20 protein-coding genes are annotated in these 19,475 nt (G+C 70.2%); 7 read left to right on the top strand and 13 right to left on the bottom strand.

The window, feature by feature from the left end; all coding sequences use genetic code 11:
• Positions 1–18: 18 nt before the first annotated feature.
• Together AC4BGB_RS19885 and AC4BGB_RS19880 are read left to right on the top strand one after the other, a co-directional pair.
• Complete coding sequence (locus AC4BGB_RS19885) at positions 19–915, top strand: TrmB family transcriptional regulator (protein WP_490548726.1); 897 nt, start codon at positions 19–21, stop codon at positions 913–915.
• A gap of 93 nt (positions 916–1,008) precedes the next feature.
• A complete protein-coding gene (locus AC4BGB_RS19880) occupies positions 1,009–1,203 on the top strand; it encodes a helix-hairpin-helix domain-containing protein (RefSeq protein WP_490548725.1) in 195 nt (64 codons plus the stop codon).
• A 9-nt stretch (positions 1,204–1,212) separates the two neighbouring features.
• Here AC4BGB_RS19880 and AC4BGB_RS19875 read toward each other — a convergent pair whose 3' ends face one another.
• The 6 genes from AC4BGB_RS19875 to AC4BGB_RS19850 form a co-directional block, all read right to left on the bottom strand.
• A complete protein-coding gene (locus tag AC4BGB_RS19875; protein ID WP_490548724.1) occupies positions 1,213–1,392 on the bottom strand; it encodes a hypothetical protein in 180 nt (59 codons plus the stop codon).
• 99 nt (positions 1,393–1,491) lie between these two features.
• The gene (locus tag AC4BGB_RS19870; protein ID WP_490548723.1) at positions 1,492–2,886 is read right to left on the bottom strand and encodes an NAD(P)/FAD-dependent oxidoreductase; all 1,395 of its coding nucleotides are present in this window, start codon (positions 2,884–2,886) and stop codon (positions 1,492–1,494) included.
• A 17-nt stretch (positions 2,887–2,903) separates the two neighbouring features.
• Entirely contained in the window at positions 2,904–3,722 is an 819-nt protein-coding gene (locus AC4BGB_RS19865) for an ABC transporter permease (protein WP_490548722.1), read from the bottom strand.
• Positions 3,722–4,639 carry an ABC transporter permease gene (locus tag AC4BGB_RS19860; RefSeq protein ID WP_490548721.1) on the bottom strand — a complete coding sequence of 306 codons (918 nt, stop codon included), beginning with the start codon at positions 4,637–4,639 and terminating at the stop codon, positions 3,722–3,724. The genes AC4BGB_RS19865 and AC4BGB_RS19860 overlap by 1 nt, the downstream gene beginning before the upstream one ends.
• Positions 4,636–5,814, bottom strand: coding sequence for an ABC transporter ATP-binding protein (locus AC4BGB_RS19855; RefSeq protein ID WP_490548720.1), 1,179 nt, complete (start codon positions 5,812–5,814; stop codon positions 4,636–4,638). The genes AC4BGB_RS19860 and AC4BGB_RS19855 overlap by 4 nt, the downstream gene beginning before the upstream one ends.
• Positions 5,798–6,967: an ABC transporter substrate-binding protein gene (locus AC4BGB_RS19850; RefSeq protein ID WP_490548719.1), complete on the bottom strand. Its 1,170-nt coding sequence runs from the start codon at positions 6,965–6,967 to the stop codon at positions 5,798–5,800. The genes AC4BGB_RS19855 and AC4BGB_RS19850 overlap by 17 nt, the downstream gene beginning before the upstream one ends.
• Before the next feature lie 246 nt (positions 6,968–7,213).
• Between AC4BGB_RS19850 and AC4BGB_RS19845 the strand changes: the two genes are divergently transcribed.
• The 3 genes from AC4BGB_RS19845 to AC4BGB_RS19835 all read left to right on the top strand — a co-directional run bounded on the left by AC4BGB_RS19845 (position 7,214) and on the right by AC4BGB_RS19835 (position 9,733).
• A complete protein-coding gene (locus AC4BGB_RS19845; protein WP_490548718.1) occupies positions 7,214–7,705 on the top strand; it encodes an Lrp/AsnC family transcriptional regulator in 492 nt (163 codons plus the stop codon).
• A gap of 38 nt (positions 7,706–7,743) precedes the next feature.
• Positions 7,744–9,111, top strand: a complete 1,368-nt coding sequence (locus tag AC4BGB_RS19840) for an NAD(P)/FAD-dependent oxidoreductase (RefSeq protein WP_490548717.1) — start codon at positions 7,744–7,746, stop codon at positions 9,109–9,111.
• Positions 9,112–9,211: 100 nt separating this feature from the next.
• Entirely contained in the window at positions 9,212–9,733 is a 522-nt protein-coding gene (locus tag AC4BGB_RS19835) for an Lrp/AsnC family transcriptional regulator (RefSeq protein ID WP_490548716.1), read from the top strand.
• Positions 9,734–9,795: 62 nt separating this feature from the next.
• Here AC4BGB_RS19835 and AC4BGB_RS19830 read toward each other — a convergent pair whose 3' ends face one another.
• Positions 9,796–10,359, bottom strand: coding sequence for a dihydrofolate reductase family protein (locus AC4BGB_RS19830; RefSeq protein WP_490548715.1), 564 nt, complete (start codon positions 10,357–10,359; stop codon positions 9,796–9,798).
• Positions 10,360–10,449: 90 nt separating this feature from the next.
• Positions 10,450–12,099 carry a long-chain fatty acid--CoA ligase gene (locus tag AC4BGB_RS19825; RefSeq protein WP_490548714.1) on the bottom strand — a complete coding sequence of 550 codons (1,650 nt, stop codon included), beginning with the start codon at positions 12,097–12,099 and terminating at the stop codon, positions 10,450–10,452.
• A gap of 254 nt (positions 12,100–12,353) precedes the next feature.
• On the opposite strand from AC4BGB_RS19825, the gene AC4BGB_RS19820 reads away from it, so the two are divergent.
• On the top strand, positions 12,354–13,409 hold the full coding sequence (locus tag AC4BGB_RS19820; RefSeq protein WP_490548713.1) for an NAD-dependent epimerase/dehydratase family protein: 1,056 nt from the start codon (positions 12,354–12,356) through the stop codon (positions 13,407–13,409).
• Positions 13,410–13,599: 190 nt separating this feature from the next.
• On the opposite strand, the gene AC4BGB_RS19815 is transcribed toward AC4BGB_RS19820, so the two are convergent.
• The 5 genes from AC4BGB_RS19815 to AC4BGB_RS19795 form a co-directional block, all read right to left on the bottom strand.
• Positions 13,600–13,860, bottom strand: coding sequence for an HNH endonuclease signature motif containing protein (locus AC4BGB_RS19815; protein ID WP_490548899.1), 261 nt, complete (start codon positions 13,858–13,860; stop codon positions 13,600–13,602).
• Positions 13,861–13,866: 6 nt separating this feature from the next.
• Entirely contained in the window at positions 13,867–14,970 is a 1,104-nt protein-coding gene (locus AC4BGB_RS19810; RefSeq protein ID WP_490548712.1) for a DUF222 domain-containing protein, read from the bottom strand.
• Positions 14,971–15,128: 158 nt separating this feature from the next.
• The gene (locus AC4BGB_RS19805; RefSeq protein ID WP_490548711.1) at positions 15,129–15,782 is read right to left on the bottom strand and encodes a hypothetical protein; all 654 of its coding nucleotides are present in this window, start codon (positions 15,780–15,782) and stop codon (positions 15,129–15,131) included.
• Between the two features lie 183 nt (positions 15,783–15,965).
• Positions 15,966–16,901, bottom strand: coding sequence for an SCP2 sterol-binding domain-containing protein (locus AC4BGB_RS19800; protein ID WP_490548710.1), 936 nt, complete (start codon positions 16,899–16,901; stop codon positions 15,966–15,968).
• 41 nt (positions 16,902–16,942) lie between these two features.
• On the bottom strand, positions 16,943–17,890 hold the full coding sequence (locus AC4BGB_RS19795) for a DNA-3-methyladenine glycosylase family protein (protein ID WP_490548709.1): 948 nt from the start codon (positions 17,888–17,890) through the stop codon (positions 16,943–16,945).
• Positions 17,891–17,931: 41 nt separating this feature from the next.
• On the opposite strand from AC4BGB_RS19795, the gene AC4BGB_RS19790 reads away from it, so the two are divergent.
• Entirely contained in the window at positions 17,932–19,443 is a 1,512-nt protein-coding gene (locus AC4BGB_RS19790; RefSeq protein WP_490548708.1) for an ATP-dependent DNA ligase, read from the top strand.
• Positions 19,444–19,475 lie beyond the last annotated feature (32 nt).

Raw genomic sequence — 19,475 nt, 5'->3', positions numbered from 1 at the left:
TCGAAGGGACGCCCACGCATGTCGCACGAAGCGGTGATCGCGGAGCTGCAGCGGCTCGGCCTGTCCGGCTACGAGGCCAAGTCCTACCTGGCCCTGGTCGCGGGCGGAGAGCCCCTGAACGGCTATGAGGTGGCCAAGCGCTCCGGGGTCCCTCGCAGCACCGTCTACGAGACCCTGAGCAAGCTGGTCGCCCGCGGGGCGGCGTACGAGGTGCGCGCACAGGAGGGCGGCGTGGGTTACCTCGCGCTGCCGCCCTCGTCCCTGCTCGGCCGGATGCGCCGCGAGTTCGAGCAGTCCATCGACCTCCTCAGCGAGCAGCTTCCCGAGATCGCCTCACCGCCGGCCATCCACCTGCTGCACGGCATGGAGAGCCGGGCGTCGCTGATGGAACGCACCAAGGACGTCGTCTCGGCCGCGCGGCACGAGCTGTTCGTCTCGGGCTGGCCCGAGGAGATCGCCGAGCTCAAGTCGCTGATGAAGGACGCGGCCGCCTCGGGGGTGGAGTCCTCCGTGGTCAGCTTCGGTCCCGACCCCGACCCCGTGGGTCACACCACCGTCCACCGCTACTCCTCCCCCGAGGTCGTGCTGGAGAACCTCGGCTGCCGGCTGCTGGTCACCGCGGCCGACCGGCAGCAGGCCGTGATCGGCGGCCTCACCGCCACCGGCGCCTGGGGCGTCTACACCGACGACCCCGCGGTCGTGCTCGTGGCCGTCGAGTACGTCCGTCACGACATCGCCATGCACCGGATCGCCGAGCGCTTCCTGGACCCCGACGAGTTCGAGGAGTTCTGGACCAAGGATCCCGAGGTCCAGCGCCTGCGCGCCGACCACGGGGAGGCCGCCAAGGTGCTCAGCCGGGGCTACCGGGTGACCCGGCTCCCGACGGACGGCAGGGCCCGGGGCGCCGGCAGCTGAGCGGCCACCGGGCGGCACCCCGCCCTTGCGCCCGCACGGCAGCCCGTTGGACCATCAGTCCCCGACGGCGGAGGACATCCATGGACCACACGCATGGCTGAGGACCTGGGCTCGCTCCCACGGATCGGAGCACCCGCGACCAGGGCCCTGACCCAAGCCGGCTACCGGTCGTTGCGAGAGCTCGCCGGGGTTCCCCGCAAGCAGCTCGCCGAGCTGCACGCCGTCGGTCCGAAGGCACTCCGGATCATCGAGGAGGCACTCGAGGAGCACGGGCTCAGCCTCGGCTGATCCTCGGTGTCACCGGAACCCGTCGGGTGGCCGCTGCAAGTGGGAGTTGCGCGCGGCATCGCGTGCCCCGTGGCGTGCGGCCAGTCGAACGAGCCAGTAGATGCCCCCGCCCACGACCGCGATCGGGGCCAGCATGAAGACGAGGACGATGATGAGCTCGACGACGCCGAGGCCTGCTACCAAAGGCATCCGCGCACCGTACTCGGCTGGCACCGAGCCTGTCTGGTCATTCATCACATCGACATCGGCCGCTCAACGCAGCGCTGGCCAGACAGCGACCTCGCACGACTAGGAGTCGAAGCCCAGTCCCACCTTGCCCATCGCCTTGAGCCAGAGGTTCTCCTTGCCTCCGTTGGCGTCGGCGCGGGCCAGGGAGCGACGGGTGGCCTCGATGCCGACCCAGCGCAGCGGTTCGGGCGGGAACGGGACCGGCTTCTTGCGCACCATCTCCAGCCGGGTGCGTGGGGTGTCCTCTCCGGCGAGCAGGTCCAGGAGCACGTCGCCGGCGAAGCGAGTGGCGCCGACCCCGAGCCCGGTGAAGCCGGCCGCGTAGCCGACACGGCCCGAGATCGCCGTGCCGTAGAACGCCGTGAACCGGGTGCAGGTGTCGATCACGCCGCCCCACGCATGGCTGAAGCCGAGTCCGGCGAGCTGGGGGAAGGTGCGGAAGAAGTTGTCGGCGAGGACGTCGAAGGTCTCCGGCCGTTGGTCGTGCTCCGGCCCGATCCCGCTCCCGTAGTGGTAGATCGCGTCGTACCCGCCCCACAGGATCCGGCCGTCGCGAGTGGTGCGGAAGTAGTGGAACTGGTTGTTCAGGTCCGAGACCCCCTCGCGCCCGCGCCAGCCGATCGACTCGCGCTGCGCGGCGGTCAGCGGCTCGGTCATCAGTGCGTAGTCGTAGACCGGGACCGTCATCAGCCGCAGCCGGCGCAGCAGCGGCGGGAACGCGTTGGTGGCCAGCACGACGTGGGGCGCCCGGACAGAGCCGAGGCCGGTGCGCACCTCGACTCCCCCGGTCACCGACGAGAGTCCGGTGACGGGAGTCTGCTCGGCGATCCGCACTCCGAGCGAGAGGCAGGCGTCTCGCAACCCCCACACAAGTCGGGCCGGCTCGAGGATCGCCACGTCCGGATCATGTACGCCGGCCAGGAACGTCGGCGAGTCCACCCGCTCGCGCACCTGGTCGCGGTCGAGCCAGGTGCTGCCCATGCCGAGGGACCGCATCTGCTCCCACTCCTCGCGCAGCTCGGCCACCTGGTGCGCCTCGGTCGCCACCGCCAGGGTGCCGGTGCGGAGGAAGTCGCAGTCGATGTCGTGCTCCTCGACGGTGCGCTCGATGCCGTCGAGGTTCTCCCGGCCCATCGCGAGCAGCACCTCCATCTCCCCCGGCCACCGGGAGAGACCGTTGCCGAACCCGTGGGTCAGGCTGGACTCGCAGAAGCCGCCGTTGCGCCCGCTGGCGGCGTGGCCACACGTCGCCCCCTCGAGCAGGAGCACGTCGCGGTCGGGGTCGCGCTCCTTGGCGAGCAGGGCCGTCCACAGCCCGAGGTAGCCGCCGCCGACGACCACGAGGTCGGCCGAGTCGGCGCCGGAGAGCACGGCGGATCCGGGCAGGACCGGAGGCTTCTGCGGGTCGTCGAACCAGTAGGGCGTCGGGCTGGCCGACCGAAGGGTGGCACTCACGTGATCAGCAGGCATGCTCAGGCGAGCGCCTTCTCCTGCCGCCGGCGGTTCAGCTCGACCCCGACCACGATCGCGATCGAGATCACGAACATCACCGTGCCCACGACGTTGACCTGCATCGGCACGCCGCGCTGGGCCACACCCCACACGTACATCGGGAACGTCGTCGTGTTGCCGGCGTTGAGGTTCGTGATGATGAAGTCGTCGAAGGACAGCGAGAACGACAGCAGGGCGGCGCCGAGGATCCCGGGGAAGACCAGCGGCAGCGTGATCCGCCGGAACGTCTCCGCCTCGGTGGCGTAGAGGTCCATCGCCGCCTGCTCCAGGTTGTCGTCGAGCCCCGCCAACCGGGCACGCACTGTGACCACCACGAAGGACAGGCAGAACATGATGTGCGCGATCAGGATCGTCCAGAAGCCGAGCTGGCCGCCGAACCCGGCAGCGACGAACAGCGCGAGCAGCGAGGAGCCCATCACGATCTCCGGCGAGGCCATCGGCAGGAAGATCAGCAGGTTCGCCCCCGACCGGCCGGCGAACCGGTGCCGGACCAGGGCGAAGGCCATCAAGGTGCCGAGGATCGTCGCGACCACCGTGGCGAGCAGCCCGATCTGGATGCTGCGCCCCAGGGCGCTGCACATGCTGCCGTCCTGGCAGGGGTTGAGCCAGTTGTGCATCGTGAAGGAGTCGAAGCGGTAGATCAGCTTGCTCTTCGGCTTGTTGAAGCTCATCAGGACGACCACGAAGATCGGGATGAACATGTAGACGATGACCAGCAGGCCACCCATCAGCACCAGGTGCTGGCCGACCCAGCGGCCCATCCGTTGCAGCGAAGACATCAGAGCAGCTCCTCGGTCCCCGCGCGGCGGATGTAGAACAGCACCATCACCAGGATCAGCAGCATCAGCATCATCGAGAGCGCACCGGCGGCCGGGTAGTCGTTGGCGTCGGTGAACAGGTTCTGGATGACGTTGCCGATCATCCGCTGGCTCGGGCTGCCGAGCAGCTCGGCATTGATGTAGTCGCCCACCGCCGGGATGAAGGTCAGCAGGGTGCCGGAGACGACGCCGGGCAGCGACAGGGGCCAGGTGACCTTGAAGAACCCGACGATGGGCCGCGAGTACAGGTCGCCGGCCGCCTCGATCAGCCGGTGGTCGATCTTGTCGATGCTCGCGAACAGCGGCAGCACCATGAACGGCAGGAAGTTGTAGACCAGGCCTGCGATCACCGCGACCGGGGTGGCCAGCAGACGACCGTCGTCACCGAGGATCTGGAAGAACTGCAGGGTGTTCACGATGAAGCCGTCGTCGCGCAGGAGCAGCTTCCACGACAGGGTGCGCACCAGGAAGCTGGTGAAGAACGGTGCGATCACCAGCACCAGCATCAGGCTCTTCCAGCGGCCCGACTTGAACGCGATCGCGTAGGCGAGGACGTAGCCGAGCACCAGGCAGATCACGGTGGCGATGCCGGCGTACACCAGCGACCGCACCAGTGGCCGCCAGTAGTTCTCGATCGCCGCGAGGTAGTTGCCGAAGTCCCAGGTCATGTCGTAGCCCTGCAGCACCGACCCGTCCGGGTCGTAGAGGCTGGTGGCGACCAGGGAGTACAGCGGCACCACGAAGAAGACGATCAGCCAGAGCAGGCCCGGCAGCAGGAGCCAGTAGCCCACCCGCGACCGCTTGCGCGGGGGCGGGCTGTCCGGCTGCTCCGGTGGCGTGGCCGGTGCGACCGGAGCCGCCGCCGTCGAGGCGCTCACGACGCCGCGTCCACCCTGTCCACCCCGGCCGAGGCGTCCTGGTTGTGGTCGAGCAGGAAGGCGTACTCAGGCCGCCAGGAGATGTCGACCGGCTCCCCCTGCCGGAACAGCCGCCGCCTGCCGGTGTTCTGCTCGAAGACCTGTATCTCCTGCCCCCACGGCATCCGGACGAGGTACTGGGTGCTGACGCCGATGAAGCTGACGTCGCTGACCACGCCGCCCGGGATGCTGTTGCCGGGCGCGTCGATGGTCTCGCCCACCGCGGCGATCAGCACCTTCTCGGGGCGGATGCCGACCCAGGCCTTCTCACCGGCAGTTCCGCTGACGTGGGCCCGGGCGGTGGGGATCGAGGCGAGCGTGCCCTGCATGTCGACGGTGACGAAGTCGCCGTCGGGTCCGCGGACCTCGACCTCGATCAGGTTGGACTGGCCCAGGAAGTTGGCCACGAACGTGGTCTGCGGGTTGTCGTAGAGCTCGGCCGGAGCACCCATCTGCTCGATCACGCCCTTGTTCATCACCGCGATGGTGTCGGCCATCGTCATGGCCTCCTCCTGGTCGTGCGTCACGTGCACGAACGTCAGCCCGACCTCGCTCTGGATTCGCTTGATCTCCACCTGCATCGAGCGCCGCAGCTTGAGGTCGAGCGCACCCAGCGGCTCGTCGAGCAGCAACACCTCGGGGCTGTTGATCAGCGCCCGCGCGAGCGCGACCCGCTGCTGCTGCCCACCGGAGAGCTGGGGTGGGCGCTTGCGGGTCTGCGACTCGAGCTCGACGAGCTCGAGCATCTCGCGGACCTTCGTGTCGACCTCCTTGGCCTTGCGGCGGCGCAGGCCGAAGGCGACGTTCTCGTAGATGTCGAGGTGCGGGAACAGCGCGTAGTTCTGGAACACGGTGTTCACCGGGCGCCGGTAGGGCTTGTCCCAGGTGATGTCCTTGCCGCTGAGCTCGATCGAGCCGGAGGTCGGCGTCTCCAGGCCGGCCACCATCCGCAGGGTGGTGGTCTTGCCGCACCCGGACGGACCCAGCAGGGCGAAGAACGAGCCACTTGGTACGTCGAGGTCCAGCGACTTCACGGCCGTGAAGCTGGCGAACTCCTTGGTCAGGCTGCGCAGGCGCAGGCCCTCGAAACCGCTGTCTGGGCCGGCCTCTTGCCGGTACTCAGCCACCTGTGACATCCGACCAGTCTCCTTCGTACTGCTTGTTCTGCTCGTCGTCGAGCACCATGAAGTCGAACGTGTCCTTCAGATCCTCTTCGCTGGGGAAGATCAGCGGGTTGTCCACCAGCGAGTCGTCGATCTTGATCATCTCCTCGCGCGCGCCCTCGACCGGGCAGATGTAGTTCACCCAGGCGGCCAGCTTCGCCGCGACCGCCGGCTCGTAGTAGTAGTCGATCCACTTCTCGGCGTTGGCCTGGTGCAGGGCGTTGTTGGGCACCTGCATGTTGTCGCTCCACAGCGACAACCCCTCCTCGGGGATCACGAACTTGATGTCCGGGTTGTCGAACTGGGCCTGGATCACGTCACCGGACCAGGCCTCGCACGCGACGATGTTGCCGGCGGAGAGGTCCTGGATGTACTCGTTGCCGGTGAAGGCGCGCACCTGGCCGGACCGGACCACGCCCCGCATGTTGTCGATGGCGTTGTCCCACTCGTCCCTGGTGAAGTCGTCTGGGTCGCCGCCCTCGATCCTGACCATGAACGCCATCGTGTCCCGCATCTCAGAGAGCAGGGTGATCTTGCCCTTGAGGTCCGGGCGGGTGAGCAGCTCGGTGAAGCTGCCGACCGGCTTGGTCAGCTTGGCGTTGTAGGCGATGCCGGTCAGGCCGGTCTGCCACGGCGCGGAGTAGGTGCGGTCGGGGTCCCACTGACGGCCACGCAGCGCCTCGAGCAGGTTCTTGTGCAGGTTCGGCACCTTGTCGCGATCGAGCGGCTGGACCCAACCGAGGGTGATCATCCGGGCGGCCATCCAGTCGGTCAGCATCATCAGGTCGCGACCGATGGGCTGGCAGTCGCCGAGCTGGTTGCGGACCTTGGCGAAGAACTCCGCGTTGTCACTGACGTCGTCGGTGTAGTCGACCTTGATGCCGGTGCGGGCCTCGAAGTCCGCGAGGGTGTTCCGCTCGCCCTTCTCGGCCTCGTCGAGGTAGGCGGGCCAGTTCGAGACGACCAGCCGCTTCTGCGACGCCGAGAGGTCGGTGGCCTTGCAGTCCGCGGGGTCCTGGACCGCCGACGGCGTCCCGAACAGCGGGAGCACGGCGGCGCTGCCGATGCCGAAGGCGGCGAAGCCCGCCCCCTTGAGCAGGGTGCGGCGCGACGGTCCCGGCGACATGGCGGAGCTCAGCCCGCTCGCACGTCGACCGGCGCCCTGCGCTCTCCGACTGCCACTGCCTGAGCCGACCACCTGGACTCCCTCCGTGTCGCGCACACTTTTACACGGCGGGTGCAGCCTGACAAGGGATTCCGTCGCCGCGACACATGAATGCCACGGAACCGTTACGTCGCCGACCTCTCTGGAACGGTTTTCGTGACTTCTGGGACGTTCTCAGACTTGCCATGCACGGTGCGGGCGGTGACGATGAGCCGCATGATCGACAAGACCTCCCCTGCGAGCAAGGGCACCCCAGGCCTCGACGACGTCTCCAAGTCGATCATCGAGGAGCTCCAGCAGGACGGCCGCCGTTCCTATGCCGCGATCGGCAAGGCGGTGGGCCTCTCCGAGGCGGCGGTGCGCCAGCGGGTGCAGCGGCTCACCGAGGCCGGGATCATGCAGATCGTCGCCGTCACCGACCCCCTGCAGCTCGGCTTCGCGCGCCAGGCGATGGTCGGGATCCACGTGGACGGGCCGGTCGAGTCGGTCGCGGAGAAGCTCACCGCCATGGAGGAGGTCATCTACGTCGTGATGACCGCCGGCACCTACGACGTCCTCTGCGAGGTGGTCAGCACCGGTGACGAGGAGCTGCTCGACCTCGTCTCGGGCCGGATCCGGTCGGTGCCCGGCGTACGCAGCACGGAGACGTTCATGTACCTCAAGCTCGCCAAGCAGACCTACTCCTGGGGTGTGCGCTGAGCCTGGTCGCGGGAGGTGCCGACTACCGGTCCCTCTCGTTGTGGCACGAGACGGCCGAGGACGACTTCACCGCCCGGGCACCGCTGCCCGGCGCGGCGTCGTACGACGTCGTTGTCGTCGGTGCCGGCCTCACCGGGCTGTGGTCGGCGTACTACCTCGCGCGGGCCGATCCCTCGCTGCGGATCGCCGTGCTCGAGGCCGAGGTGGCCGGCTTCGGCGCCTCGGGACGCAACGGCGGCTGGTGCAGCGCGCTGTTCCCCACCTCGTGGGACCGCCTCGTCGAGGAGTCCTCGGCCGACGGCGCCCTGAGACTCCACCGGGCGATGCAGGAGACCGTGCGCGAGGTGGGCCGGGTCAGCGAGCTCGAGGGGATCGACGCGCACTACCGGCGCGGCGGGACGATCACGCTGGCGAGCAACCCGGTGCAGCTGGAACGACTGCGGGCCGACGTGCGTACGGCGCACGCGCGGGGGTTCTCCGAGGAAGACGAACGGATGCTCGAGCCCGACGAGGCACGGGAGGTGCTGGCCGCACGCGAGGTCCTGGGCGCGGCGTACACGCCCCACTGCGCGGTGGTCCATCCGGCCAGGCTGGTGCGCGGGCTCGCCCGCGTGGTCGAGGCCGCGGGAGTGACGATCTTCGAGCACACCCGGGTGCACGCCATCGAGCCGGGACAGGTCCTGACCGGCGCCGGCACGGTCCGGGCCGAGGTCGTGCTCCGGGCCACCGAGGGCTACACCCCCCAGCTCGCCGGGCTGAAGCGGGCCGTGGCCCCGGTCTACTCCCTGATGGTGGCCACCGAGCCGCTCGACGACGCGACCTGGGAGTCGATCGGTCTCGCCGACCGGCCGTCGTTCTCCGACGGACGCCACCTGATCATCTACGGGCAGCGCACGGCCGACGGCCGGCTGGCGTTCGGGGGCCGCGGGGCGCCGTACCACTTCGGGTCGCGCGTGCGTGCCTCCTACGACGTCGAGCCGCGCGTCTTCGAGGACCTGCGCAGGGTCCTGCGCAACCTGCTCCCCCAGCTCGGCACCGAGCAGGACGGGGTGCGGTTCACCCACCAGTGGGGCGGCTGCCTCGGGATCGCCCGGGACTGGGCCGCCTCGGTCGGGCTCGACCGCCGCACCGGGATCGGCTGGGCCGGCGGGTACGTCGGTGACGGGGTCGCGACCACGAACCTCGCCGGGCGCACGCTCGCCGACCTGGTCACCGGCGCCGACAGCGACCTGGTCGACCTCCCCTGGGTCGACCACCGCAGTCCACGCTGGGAGCCGGAGCCGTTGCGCTGGCTGGGGATCAACGCCGGCCTGCGGGTGATGTCGCTCGCGGACGCGGAGGAGGTCAGGACCGGGCGCGGGAGCCGACTCGCCCGCCTGATGGCGCCGCTGACCGGCGGACACTGAGCCCCACGGGGCCCGCGCTGAGACGAAGCAGCCTGATCGGCCACGCCGCAGCAGGGCGCGGGATATCGTGCGGCCACGTCCCGCGGAAGGTCCGACCACTGTGATCAAGGGCGAACTGGGCGACGACACCGAGCGATCGCGGCAGGTGCCCGCCAGAACCCCCCAGCTGAACATCGACGCTGTCTCCAAGCAGATCATCGAGCAGCTTCAGCAGGACGGACGCCGCCCCTACGCCGAGATCGCCGCCTCCGTGGGCCTCACCGAGGAGGCCGTCAGCCGGCGGGTGACCCAGCTCGTCGAGGCCGGAGTGATGCAGATCGTCGCCGTGACCAACCCGCTCCAGCTCGGGTTCGCCCGGCAGGCGCTGGTCGGGATCATCGTCGAGGGCGACCGCAAGGCAGTGGCCGTGGCGCTGGCCGCCATCGAGGAGGTCGACTACGTGGTGATCACCGCAGGCGGGTTCGACATCCTGGCCGAGGTCGTCGGCCGCAGCGATGCGCACCTGCTCGAGCTGGTCACCTCCCGGATCAGGCCGATCCCCGGGGTGGTCTCGATCCACACGTTCCTCTACCTCGAGCTGGAGAAGCAGACCTACACCTGGGGCGTGCACGACCCCCACTGAGCGGGCGTCTCCCGGGTCACACCGGGGGTCGTGGACGGGCCACGGCGAGGTCGGCGCCGAGGTCAGCGCACGGCCTCGTAGTGCGCCAGGGTCACCCCGCCCGGGAAGCCTCGCGTCTCCACCAGCCGCAGGTTCACCCTGGAGTCGAGGGTGCTGAAGAACGGGGTGCCGCCGCCGACCAGCACCGGGTGCGTGACCACGTGGTACTCGTCGATCAGGCCGGCGCGCATCGCCGTCCCGGCCAGGCCGGCGCCGCCGATCTCCATCGGGGCGCCGTCCTCTGCCTTGAGCCGGGTGATCTCCTCCACGGCGTCGCCGGAGACCAGGCGCGCGTTCCCGCTCACCTCGTCGAGGGTCGTCGAGAACACCACCTTCGGCGTCCGCTGCCACACCTGGGCGAACTCGACCGTCACGGGCGACGCATCCTGCTCCTGGTCCGCGGTCGGCCAGTACGCGCTCATCAGCTCCCACAGCTTGCGGCCGTACAGCGAGACGCCGATCTCGCCGGCCCAGTCGTTGAACCACTGGTGCAGCTCGTCGCTGGGGGTGCTCCAGCCGATGTCCTCGCCGGGCGCGGCGATGTAGCCGTCCAGGCTCGTGTTCATCGAGTAGATCAGCTTGCGCACGGGTCGACTCCCATCAGCTGTGTCGCTCTCGTGGTTCCGACCCGCAACGGGGTCCGGAACTCATCGGCTCACCGGCCCGGCGAGACCGGCTCACTGCGAGGTCTCGACGTCGATCTGGTCCTCGGCGTACCACTTGCGGATCACCTTCTTGTCGAACTTCCCCACGCTGGTGCGCGGGACCTCGTCGATGAAGGCCCAGGCGTCGGGCAGCTGCCACTTGGCGAAGTCCTTGCTGAGGAACTCGCGCAGGTCGGCGGGAGTCAGCTCCGCCCCCTTGCGTACGACGACCGAGGCCAGCGGCCGCTCGTCCCACTTCTCGTCCGGGATGCCGATCACGGCAGCCTCAACGACGTCGTCGTGGGCCATCAGCGCGTTCTCGAGGTCGACCGAGGAGATCCACTCGCCGCCGGACTTGATCACGTCCTTGGCGCGGTCGGAGAGGCGGATGTAGCCGAGCTCGTCGATCGAGCCCACGTCCCCGGTCCGCAGCCAGCCGTCGTCGAACTTCTGGTCGACCTCGGGATCGTCGGAGTTGTAGTAGGCGGCCGTGACCCAGGGACCGCGGACCTGCAGCTCACCGACGGCCTTGCCGTCCCACGGCTGCTCGCTGCCGTCGTCGGCCACGATGCGCCCCTCGACCCCGCACAGCACCCTGCCCTGGCTGCCCCGGTAGGTCCACTGGTCGTCGCCGTCGGCTCCCACAGGCGGCATCCCGGCACTTGCGACGGGCGAGGTCTCGGTCATCCCCCAGGCTTGCCGGACGAGCAGTCCGTGGCGGTCCTGGAGCGCCTTCTGCAACGAGACCGGCACCGCGGAGCCGCCGCACAGGATCAGCCGCAGCGACTCGGGCTTCTTCTCGGGGTTCTTGTCCAGATAGGCGAGCACGTCGTTCCACACCGTCGGGACGGCGCCGGACACGGTCGGCTCCGACTCGTTCATGAACCGGCACAGCGGCTCGGCCTGCAGCCACCGGTCGGGCATGCACAGCGAGGCGCCGCTCATCAGGGCCGCGTAGGCCAGGCCCCAGGAGTTGGCGTGGAACATCGGCACGATCGGGAGCACCCGGTCGTGGAAGCTCAGGGCGCCGACGTTGCCGGTGGAGACGGCCTGGGAGTGCAGCCAGGCGGAGCGGTGGCTGTAGACCACGCCCTTGGGGTTGCCGGTGGTGCCGCTCGTGTAGCACATCGCGGCGGCGTCACGCTCGTCCAGCTCGGGCCAGTCGAACTCCTCGGACTGGTCGGCGAGGAGCTCGTCGTAGATCAGCACCTCCTTGCCGCTGGCGCGCAGCGAGTCCAGGTCGGCCGAGGCGGCCTCGGGCCCGGCCACCAGCACGTGGTGCACGGTCTTCATCTCCGGCAGGTGCGGCGCCAGCAGCCCCACCAGTGAGTCGTCGACGATCACCACCTGGTCCTCGGCGTGGTTGGCGATGTAGACGAGCTGCTCGGGGAACAGCCGGATGTTCAAGGTGTGCAGCACCGCCCCCATGGACGGGATCGCGAGGTAGGCCTCGAGGTGCTCGGCGTTGTTCCACTGGAAGGTGCCGACGCGCTGATCCCCCTCGATCCCCAGCGAGCGCAGCCCGTTGGCCAGCTGAGCGGCCCGGCGGCCCAGCTCGGCGTACGTCTGGCTGCGGGTGCCGTCGGCGGTCGCGGTGACGACCTCCGAGTCTCCGTGGACGGTGGTTCCGTGCCTCATCAGCTCGGCGATGGTGAGCTGGCCGTCCTGCATCGTGCTGCGCATCGAAGGTCCTCCAGTGTCCAGTGTCTGCCGGGTGAGCCGGGTGAGCCGGGTGAGCCGGGTGAGCCGGGTGAGCCGGGCGATGGTCTGTCGCTGCCCGTGTGCCCCGAGCCTTGCGCACCGGGCAAGCGTTGGCCAGACCCCAGCACCTGCCGGGGCGCGCTTCGCCCCTACGGGGTACGCCGGGACGGTGCATCCCCCGCGGCTGGGTACTCCCCAAGCTGACGGAACCCACCACTCCGACCTCGGGAGGCAGCATGCGCATCGCCATCACCGGAGCCAGCGGCAACCTGGGATCTGCCGTCGTGCGCAGGCTCGCGCCCGACCACGACCTGGTCGGGATCTCGCGGCGCCCTCCGCACCCCGGGTTCGCCGACATCGAGTGGGTCACCGCAGACCTCACCCAGGACAGTGCGATGCCCACGCTGCGGGAGGCCTTCCGGGGAGCCGACGCGGTGGTCCACCTCGCCTGGGGTTTCCAGCCCTCCCACGAGCTCGCCTGGCTGCAGGAGCTCGGGGTGGGCGGCACCCGGCGCGTGCTCGAGGCGATCGACGCCGCGACCGTCCCCCACCTGGTGCACCTGTCCTCGGTCGGCGCCTACGCCCCGAAGCGGGACGACCGGCCGGTCGACGAGAGCTGGCCCACCACAGGGGTGCCGACCTCGCCGTACAGCCAGCACAAGGCGGCGGCCGAGCGGCTCCTCGACGCGCACGAGACCACCCGTCCCGACGTGCTGATCACCCGGATCCGACCGGGCATCATGGGCCAGCGCAGCGCCGGGAGCGCGCTGCTGCGCTACGGCGTGCCGGCGATCGTGCCCGGGAAGGTGCTGGACCTGCTCCCCGTGCTGCCGCTGGACCGCGGGCTGGCCATCGCGATGGTGCACGCGGACGACGTCGCCGAGGCGATCGAGCGAGTGCTCGTGCAGCGGGTCGGTGGGGCGTTCAACCTCGCCGCCGAGCCGCCGATGACGACCGACCGGATCGCCGAGGTGCTCGGGGCCCGCCCGGTACACGTGCCCGCGCGACTCGTCCGCGCCGCGATGGCCGGGGCGTGGCACGCCCGCCTGCAGCAGGTCGACCCGGGGTGGCTCGACCTCGGTTTCGCCTCGCCGCTGATGGACACCTCGCGCGCCCGGCGCGAGCTCGGCTGGAAGCCGACGACGGACGCCGTGAGCGTGTTCGGCGAGATCGTCGCCGGCATGCGGGCCGGCGACTCGGACGACACCCCGGTGCTGCGGCCACGCACGGTGGCCCGCCAGCTGCGCGACGCCGTACGCCGTGGCCCGGTCAGCCGGCGTCACCACCCCTGAGGACCCCGCTCCGTTCTCCCCCTGTGACCACAAGGTGGTCGAGCAGCGAACGCAGTGAGCGGACAGTCGAGACCACCCCGGCGACCCCACGCTGGTCGAGCAGCAAACGCAGTGGCCACCCCAAGGTGGTCGAGCAGCGAACGCAGTGAGCGGACAGTCGAGACCACTCCGGCGACCCCGGCCACAGACTTCACCCATCAGGCGGCTCTCGCCCACCCAGGCTCATCCGGCGTACGCCGGCCGGTGGCACGAACGCGAACTTGTTCGGTCCGGTGGCGATGATCTGCCAGGGCCCGGCGTGGACGAGCCGGTGGTGGTGCCCGCAGAGCAGGATCAGGTTGGCCAGAGAGGTCTCACCGCCGTCGGCCCAGTGGACGAGGTGGTGTGCGTGGCACATCACCGGTGGGCGGGTGCAGTTGGGGAATCGGCAGTGCTTGTCCCGGGCGACCAGGGCCTTTCAGATCGCGGCGGTGACCAGCCGCAGCTGCCGGCCGACGTCGAGGACCTCACCGGAAGTGCCAAGGACGATCGGGATCACGTAGGCGTCGCACGCCATCCGGCGTACGGCCGTGACGTAGAGGTCCTCGCCGGTCTCGGTGGTCCCGAACCCGGTCTGCCGTTGGAGGTCGGCCAAGGGAATGGTCACCGAGACCCGCGGGCTCGCTCCGTGGCACTCGGGGAGCAGGTCTGCGGTGGCGGCGCGGTCGCAGAGCTCGACCAGGGCGTCGAGCATCCGGGCGCCGTGGTCGCGGGGGTCGCGGCCGTCGTGACCGCACCCGGGGATCACGCAACTGGCTGGGTCGCAGACCGGGCCGGCGGCGGGCTGGGGCTTCGCCAGCGGGAGCAGGGTGGCGCGGAGCATAGCGCCGTCCTCGGCCGAGCAGCGGCCCTTGATCCAGCAGCCTCCGGCGGTGTCGAACCGCACGCAGAGGTCCCGGTCGAGGTGGGCGGCGCGGTCCTCACGGTCCAGCTCGCGTTCGGTGCGGCGCTCCTCGCCGTCGGGGTCCACGAGCGTGACGAGGATCCGGCCGACCTTGGCCAGCTCGGTGGCATCGAGCGCCTTGGCCTCGGCCAGCATCGCCTGGCACCCGCGGGTGCGGAGGCCGGGATTGGTGGGGAGGTCCTCGACGGCTCGTTCGATCACCTGGGCCTTGGTGACCGAGAGCCACCCGTCCGCGAGCGCCACACCGACCGGGGCCAGCACCGGGGTCTGCACCGCTGCCGCGAGCCGCACCGTGGCGGACCCGGCGCCCTTGCGACCGCCCGCAACGGCGGTGACGAAGTCCTGGGTCGAGGCCCACCCGACCGGCTTGACGGCGTGGGTGACCTCGAGCTCGTGCACGATGCCCAGTTCGAGGGCATCGATCGTGGACTTCAGCGACTCCGCCTCGGCGACCGCGTCCATCAGCTCCTCGCCGCGACCGGCCGCCCACAACGTCTCGGTCAGCCCCTGGACCTCGCGGCGGATCCGGGCCAGCTCGGCCGCGACCCGACCGGCGCACGAGGCGCCCGACGGGGTGTCCGGAGGGGTGTCCGGAGGGGTGTCCGGCTGGCTGGTCATGGATCAATCCAAGCAGCGACCACCGACAGGAACTGACGAGATTCCCATTGTTCTACAGGGGATTCTCGAACTTTCTGGGAAGTTTCCTGTGTGAAGATCAGCGACTGAATGCACGCGCCATCACAACTTCCCACTGCAGTGGTGGTTCACGGTGTCCGCTAGCGCTTCACCGTCTTCCTGACCGCTGGTGCCGGCTCCCCGAACATCTCGAGCGCCCGGATGTATCGACCACCGAACTCGATGCGAGTGATGTCCTTCAGCTTCCACGATTCGACGAAGTCCACCCAGACTCCATCCCTGCCGATGAACTGCAGGTCCAGACGCTTCTCTCCGATGCGTACGACCTTCCCGACGTTGAGCCAGTAGTCAGCACGAGTCTCGAGGTAGATGCAGATCAATTCGGCACGGGCATCCACCAGACGAAGCAGGTCGCCGGTCGAAGCCTCTCGGGGACACTCGAACTCGGCCAGCGGCACTCCGCGACCCGAGACTGCTCGGCTCACGAAGGCACGATTCTCGTGTGGCTGCACCTTCGTCACGTGGTCCAGCCGCAGGAGGACCACAGCATCGAGGCGGCCTCCCTCAACCAGGCCCTGGAGGATGAGCCAGTCGTCAGCGATCGCGAGCACGAAACCCGAGTCCATGTCGACGTCGAGGTGCTTGCGCCGGATGGTCACCGGATCCCGATCCCGCTTGGCAACTGCCAGTCGGTGCAACATCTTGCTTCGCGACTGACTCACCGAGGCAGTGTGGCAGGTCAGGCCGTGGCGATCCTCTCCTTTACCGATCCCGGCAGCGCGGAGCACGAGCACGCCTTTCCATGGTGTGGGGCGGCTGGTGCGATGTGGTCCTCGCCTCACCCGGTGTGGTCTCGACTTTCCGCTCCTCTCGACTGTCCGCTCGCTGGCGCTCGCTGCTCGACGCAAGGCTCCGCTCGCTGCTCGACCACCATGGGGTCGCGTTCTCCGGCGCAACTCGGGTCAGGGTGCCGCCCTTCAGCTGCGCGGCTGCGGCGGCACCATCACCGCGTTGAGCGCGAGCGCCTTCGCGCGATCACCCTTGACCTTCATTGCGCCGGTGAGCACGCCGCGGACCGGGTGCAGCTGGCCGGTGGCGAGTCGCAGGAAGTCGGCGCCGTCCAGCGAGATGGTGGCGTCGCGGCGCTGCCCCTCGGGCGGGCTGGTCTCGATGCGGCAGGTGCCGTCCTCCACGTGCACGGTGTAGCGGTCGACCTCCCCGTCCTTGCGGCCGCCGATGCGGAAGCCGACGCACAGCTGGAGATCCACGGCCTTCCCGGTGTCGATGAAGTCGGGGAACCGGCGGAACACCTCCTCGAGCACGATCGGGCGGAAGCCACCCTCCATCACCGCTCGCATGTGCTTGCCCGACGACGTGGAGACGGCGGTCGCGACGTCGACCGGGTCGAGTGCGGTGGGGTCGAGCACGGCCCGGTCGCTGCCGGGGACGGTGAACACGGTGCCCACGGCGAGCGCGAGCAGCTCGGCGCCCTCGATTCCGAGGTGTCCGCCGAGGTAGAGCAGTGCGGCGTTGGCCTGCCCCGTGGCCAGGCGCACGAAGTCGACGATGTCGGCCCGGATGCTGACGTCGGGGTCGGCGCCCTCGTCGAGACTTACGTCGCCCGCCGCGAAACGTGCGGTGTGCACCTCGGGCTTCTTCTTCGAACGGGTGAGCTCGAACCGCACCACCCCGTCGACCTCAGCGAGGCGCTCCGCGTCGGAGAACTCCTCGAACCGATCCAGGATCGCGGCCACGGCGGCGGCCCGGAACTCGTCGCGGACGAGGAGCTTCTTCAGCTCCTCGTCGGAGGCGTCGCGGATCATCGCGGTGACCTCGTCGATGGCGGTGGTGCAGAAGTAGTCGCTCACCTCGGCGGGTGACATGGCGACGAATCGGTCGAGCAGGGCGGACACGGGCGACTCCTGGTGTGGGGTACGTCGCACACGTTAGGGGCTCAGCGGCCCGGAAGGTGGGTTCTCGGCGCCATTCGTGGGCCGTGCCGCGGCCGTCGCAGGCCCGCGAGCTCGACCAGCCGCTGCACGCGGTGCCGGTGTCCGGCGTACGGCTCGAGCAGGACGGCGAGTCCCTCGTCGTCGACCGGCTCCCCGGTCAGCACGAAGCCGATGTTCGCCGCCACGTGGTAGTCGCCGAAGCTGACCGAGTCGGGGTCGCCGAGGGCTCTGGAGCGGGTCTCGGCGCTGGTCCACAGCCCGACGCCGGGGAGGGTCCGCACCCGACGGTCGAACTCCTCGGGCGTCTCGCGCCCGGCGCGCTCCAGGGAGGCAGCGACCCGCGCGGCGTGCTGGACGGGACGCGACCGGGCGCCGTCCACGGGCAGCCGCAGCCACTCCCACGACGGGATCGCCCGCAGCTGCTCGGGCGAGGGCTGGATCCACAGCCGGACCGGCGGGTCGGGCTCGCTGGGCGGGCCGGGTGCCCGCTCCCCGAAGCGGTGCACCAGGGTCCGGAAGGCGGCGAACGCCTCCAGGGCGGTGACCTTCTGCTCGATGATCGCCGGGACGAGTGACTCCATCACCAGGTCGGTGGCCCCGAGGCGCCAGTCGGAGTGCCGTCGCCAGGCGTCGGCGATCGGCTTGTGGTGGGGCACGAAGCCCGAGGGGTCGTCGTCGGCGCCCAGCATCCGGGGAAGCTGCTCGAGGATCCACTCCGCACCGCTCCCCCACGCCTCGCCGATCACGATGCCGGCCCCCGGGTCGGTGGTCAGCCGCAGCGACGTGGTGCCCTCCGGCGTGCGCACCCCGCGCCAGATCGAGCCGTCCGCCGCGGTCCGGAACGTCGGGTCGCCCATCCCGCGACGGTGGGTCAGCAGCACCTTCATCACCGGGCACGGCCAGTCCGGTTGCCAGACGCGCACGAGCGGCGCGAGCGTGCTGGTGGGCATGCTCCGAGACTATGTCGGCGCCTGCCGACACAATGGTCCGCATGCTGCTCGCCCGGCTCGTCGAGGTCTCTGCACAGGTGGCGGCCACCCGCTCGCGCCTCGCCAAGCGCGAGCTGATCGCCGGGCTGTTGCGCGAGGCAGCCGCCTCCCCTGACCCCGACGAGCTCGACATCGCCGCCTCCTACCTCTCCGGCACGCTCCGCCAGCGGCGCACCGGCGTCGGCTGGCGCGGGCTCTCCGACCTCCCGCCCCCGGCTCCGGAGCCGTCGGTCGGGCTCCCCGAGGTCGACCGCACGCTGGAGGAGCTCAGCGTGTTCGCCGGCTCCGGCTCGATGACCGCGCGGCGAGCAGCGGTGACCGAGCTGTTCGCGCGGCTCACGGCCGGTGAGCAGGACTTCCTGCGCAACCTGGTGACCGGCAACGTGCGCCAGGGCGCGCTCGACTCGGTGATGCTCGACGCGATCGCGGAGGCCGCCGGCCTGGACCTGAAGGTGGTGCGCCGCGCGGCGATGTTCAGCGCCCCGACCGGTCCGATCGCCCGGGCTGCGCTGACCGGTGGCGCGGAGGCGCTGCTCGACTTCAGCATGGTGGTCGGACGGCCGGTGCGCCCGATGCTGGCCGGCTCCGCTCCCGACGTCGCGGCCGGGGTGGAGAAAGTCGCCGGCGCGTTCGCGGTCGACACCAAGCTCGACGGCATCCGGATCCAGGTGCACAAGCACGGCGAGGAGGTGGCGGTGTTCACCCGCAGCCTCGACGAGATCGGCGCCCGGCTGCCCGAGGTGGTCGCGGCGACCCGGTCCCTGCCCGCGACCGACCTGATCCTCGACGGCGAGGCGCTCACCCTCGACGAGGCGGGCCGGCCCCGCCCGTTCCAGGAGACGGCGTCGACCACGGCCACGCACACCGGCGCGACCGGCATCCGTCCGTTCTTCTTCGACCTGCTCCTCCACGAGGACGAGTCGCTGATCGAGGCCCCCACCCGCACCCGCCTGGAGCGGCTGGACGCTGCGGTGCCGGAGTCGCTGCGCGTGCCGCGGCTGGTCACCGACTCCCCCGAGGAGGCGCAGGCGTTCTTCGACGCCGCGATCGCCGGCGGGCAGGAGGGCGTGATCATCAAGCGGCTCGATGCGGCGTACGACGCGGGGAGGCGTGGCTCGGCCTGGGTCAAGGTCAAGCCCCGGCACACCCTCGACCTGGTCGTCCTCGCTGTCGAGTGGGGCAGCGGCCGGCGGCAGGGCTGGCTCTCCAACATCCACCTCGGCGCCCGCGGCCCCGACGGCGAGCCGGTGATGCTCGGCAAGACCTTCAAGGGGATGACCGACGAGATGCTCGCCTGGCAGACCGATCGCTTCCTCGAGCTGGAGACGTCCCGGTCGGGTCACGTCGTACACGTCCGGCCGGAGCAGGTGGTCGAGATCGCCTTCGACGGCGTGCAGCGCTCCACCCGCTACCCCGGTGGCCTGGCGCTGCGGTTCGCACGCGTGCTGCGGTACCGCGACGACAAGCCGGTGAGCGAGATCGACACGTTGGACGCGGTGCGCGCGTTTCTGTGAAGTCGGTGCAGAGGCGATCTTTTCAACGACGG

It is taken from the genome of Nocardioides sp. Z30_9, assembly GCF_058215735.1.
Note: the sequence above shows the minus strand (reverse complement) of the source record. Positions and strands in the feature narration are given on the sequence as shown.

What these genes read in the sequence shown, in the direction of transcription:
- AC4BGB_RS19825 (WP_490548714.1), bottom strand. Translation starts at nt 12,099, where the DNA reads ATGCGCAGCACGATGCAGGACGGCCAGCTCACCATCGCCGAGCTGATG.
- AC4BGB_RS19880 (WP_490548725.1), top strand. Translation starts at nt 1,009, where the DNA reads ATGGCTGAGGACCTGGGCTCGCTCCCACGGATCGGAGCACCCGCGACC.
- AC4BGB_RS19790 (WP_490548708.1), top strand. Translation starts at nt 17,932, where the DNA reads ATGCTGCTCGCCCGGCTCGTCGAGGTCTCTGCACAGGTGGCGGCCACC.
- AC4BGB_RS19810 (WP_490548712.1), bottom strand. Translation starts at nt 14,970, where the DNA reads ATGACCAGCCAGCCGGACACCCCTCCGGACACCCCTCCGGACACCCCG.
- AC4BGB_RS19865 (WP_490548722.1), bottom strand. Translation starts at nt 3,722, where the DNA reads ATGTCTTCGCTGCAACGGATGGGCCGCTGGGTCGGCCAGCACCTGGTG.
- AC4BGB_RS19875 (WP_490548724.1), bottom strand. Translation starts at nt 1,392, where the DNA reads ATGCCTTTGGTAGCAGGCCTCGGCGTCGTCGAGCTCATCATCGTCCTC.
- AC4BGB_RS19850 (WP_490548719.1), bottom strand. Translation starts at nt 6,967, where the DNA reads ATGTCGCCGGGACCGTCGCGCCGCACCCTGCTCAAGGGGGCGGGCTTC.
- AC4BGB_RS19855 (WP_490548720.1), bottom strand. Translation starts at nt 5,814, where the DNA reads ATGTCACAGGTGGCTGAGTACCGGCAAGAGGCCGGCCCAGACAGCGGT.
- AC4BGB_RS19845 (WP_490548718.1), top strand. Translation starts at nt 7,214, where the DNA reads ATGAGCCGCATGATCGACAAGACCTCCCCTGCGAGCAAGGGCACCCCA.
- AC4BGB_RS19885 (WP_490548726.1), top strand. Translation starts at nt 19, where the DNA reads ATGTCGCACGAAGCGGTGATCGCGGAGCTGCAGCGGCTCGGCCTGTCC.
- AC4BGB_RS19820 (WP_490548713.1), top strand. Translation starts at nt 12,354, where the DNA reads ATGCGCATCGCCATCACCGGAGCCAGCGGCAACCTGGGATCTGCCGTC.
- AC4BGB_RS19795 (WP_490548709.1), bottom strand. Translation starts at nt 17,890, where the DNA reads ATGCCCACCAGCACGCTCGCGCCGCTCGTGCGCGTCTGGCAACCGGAC.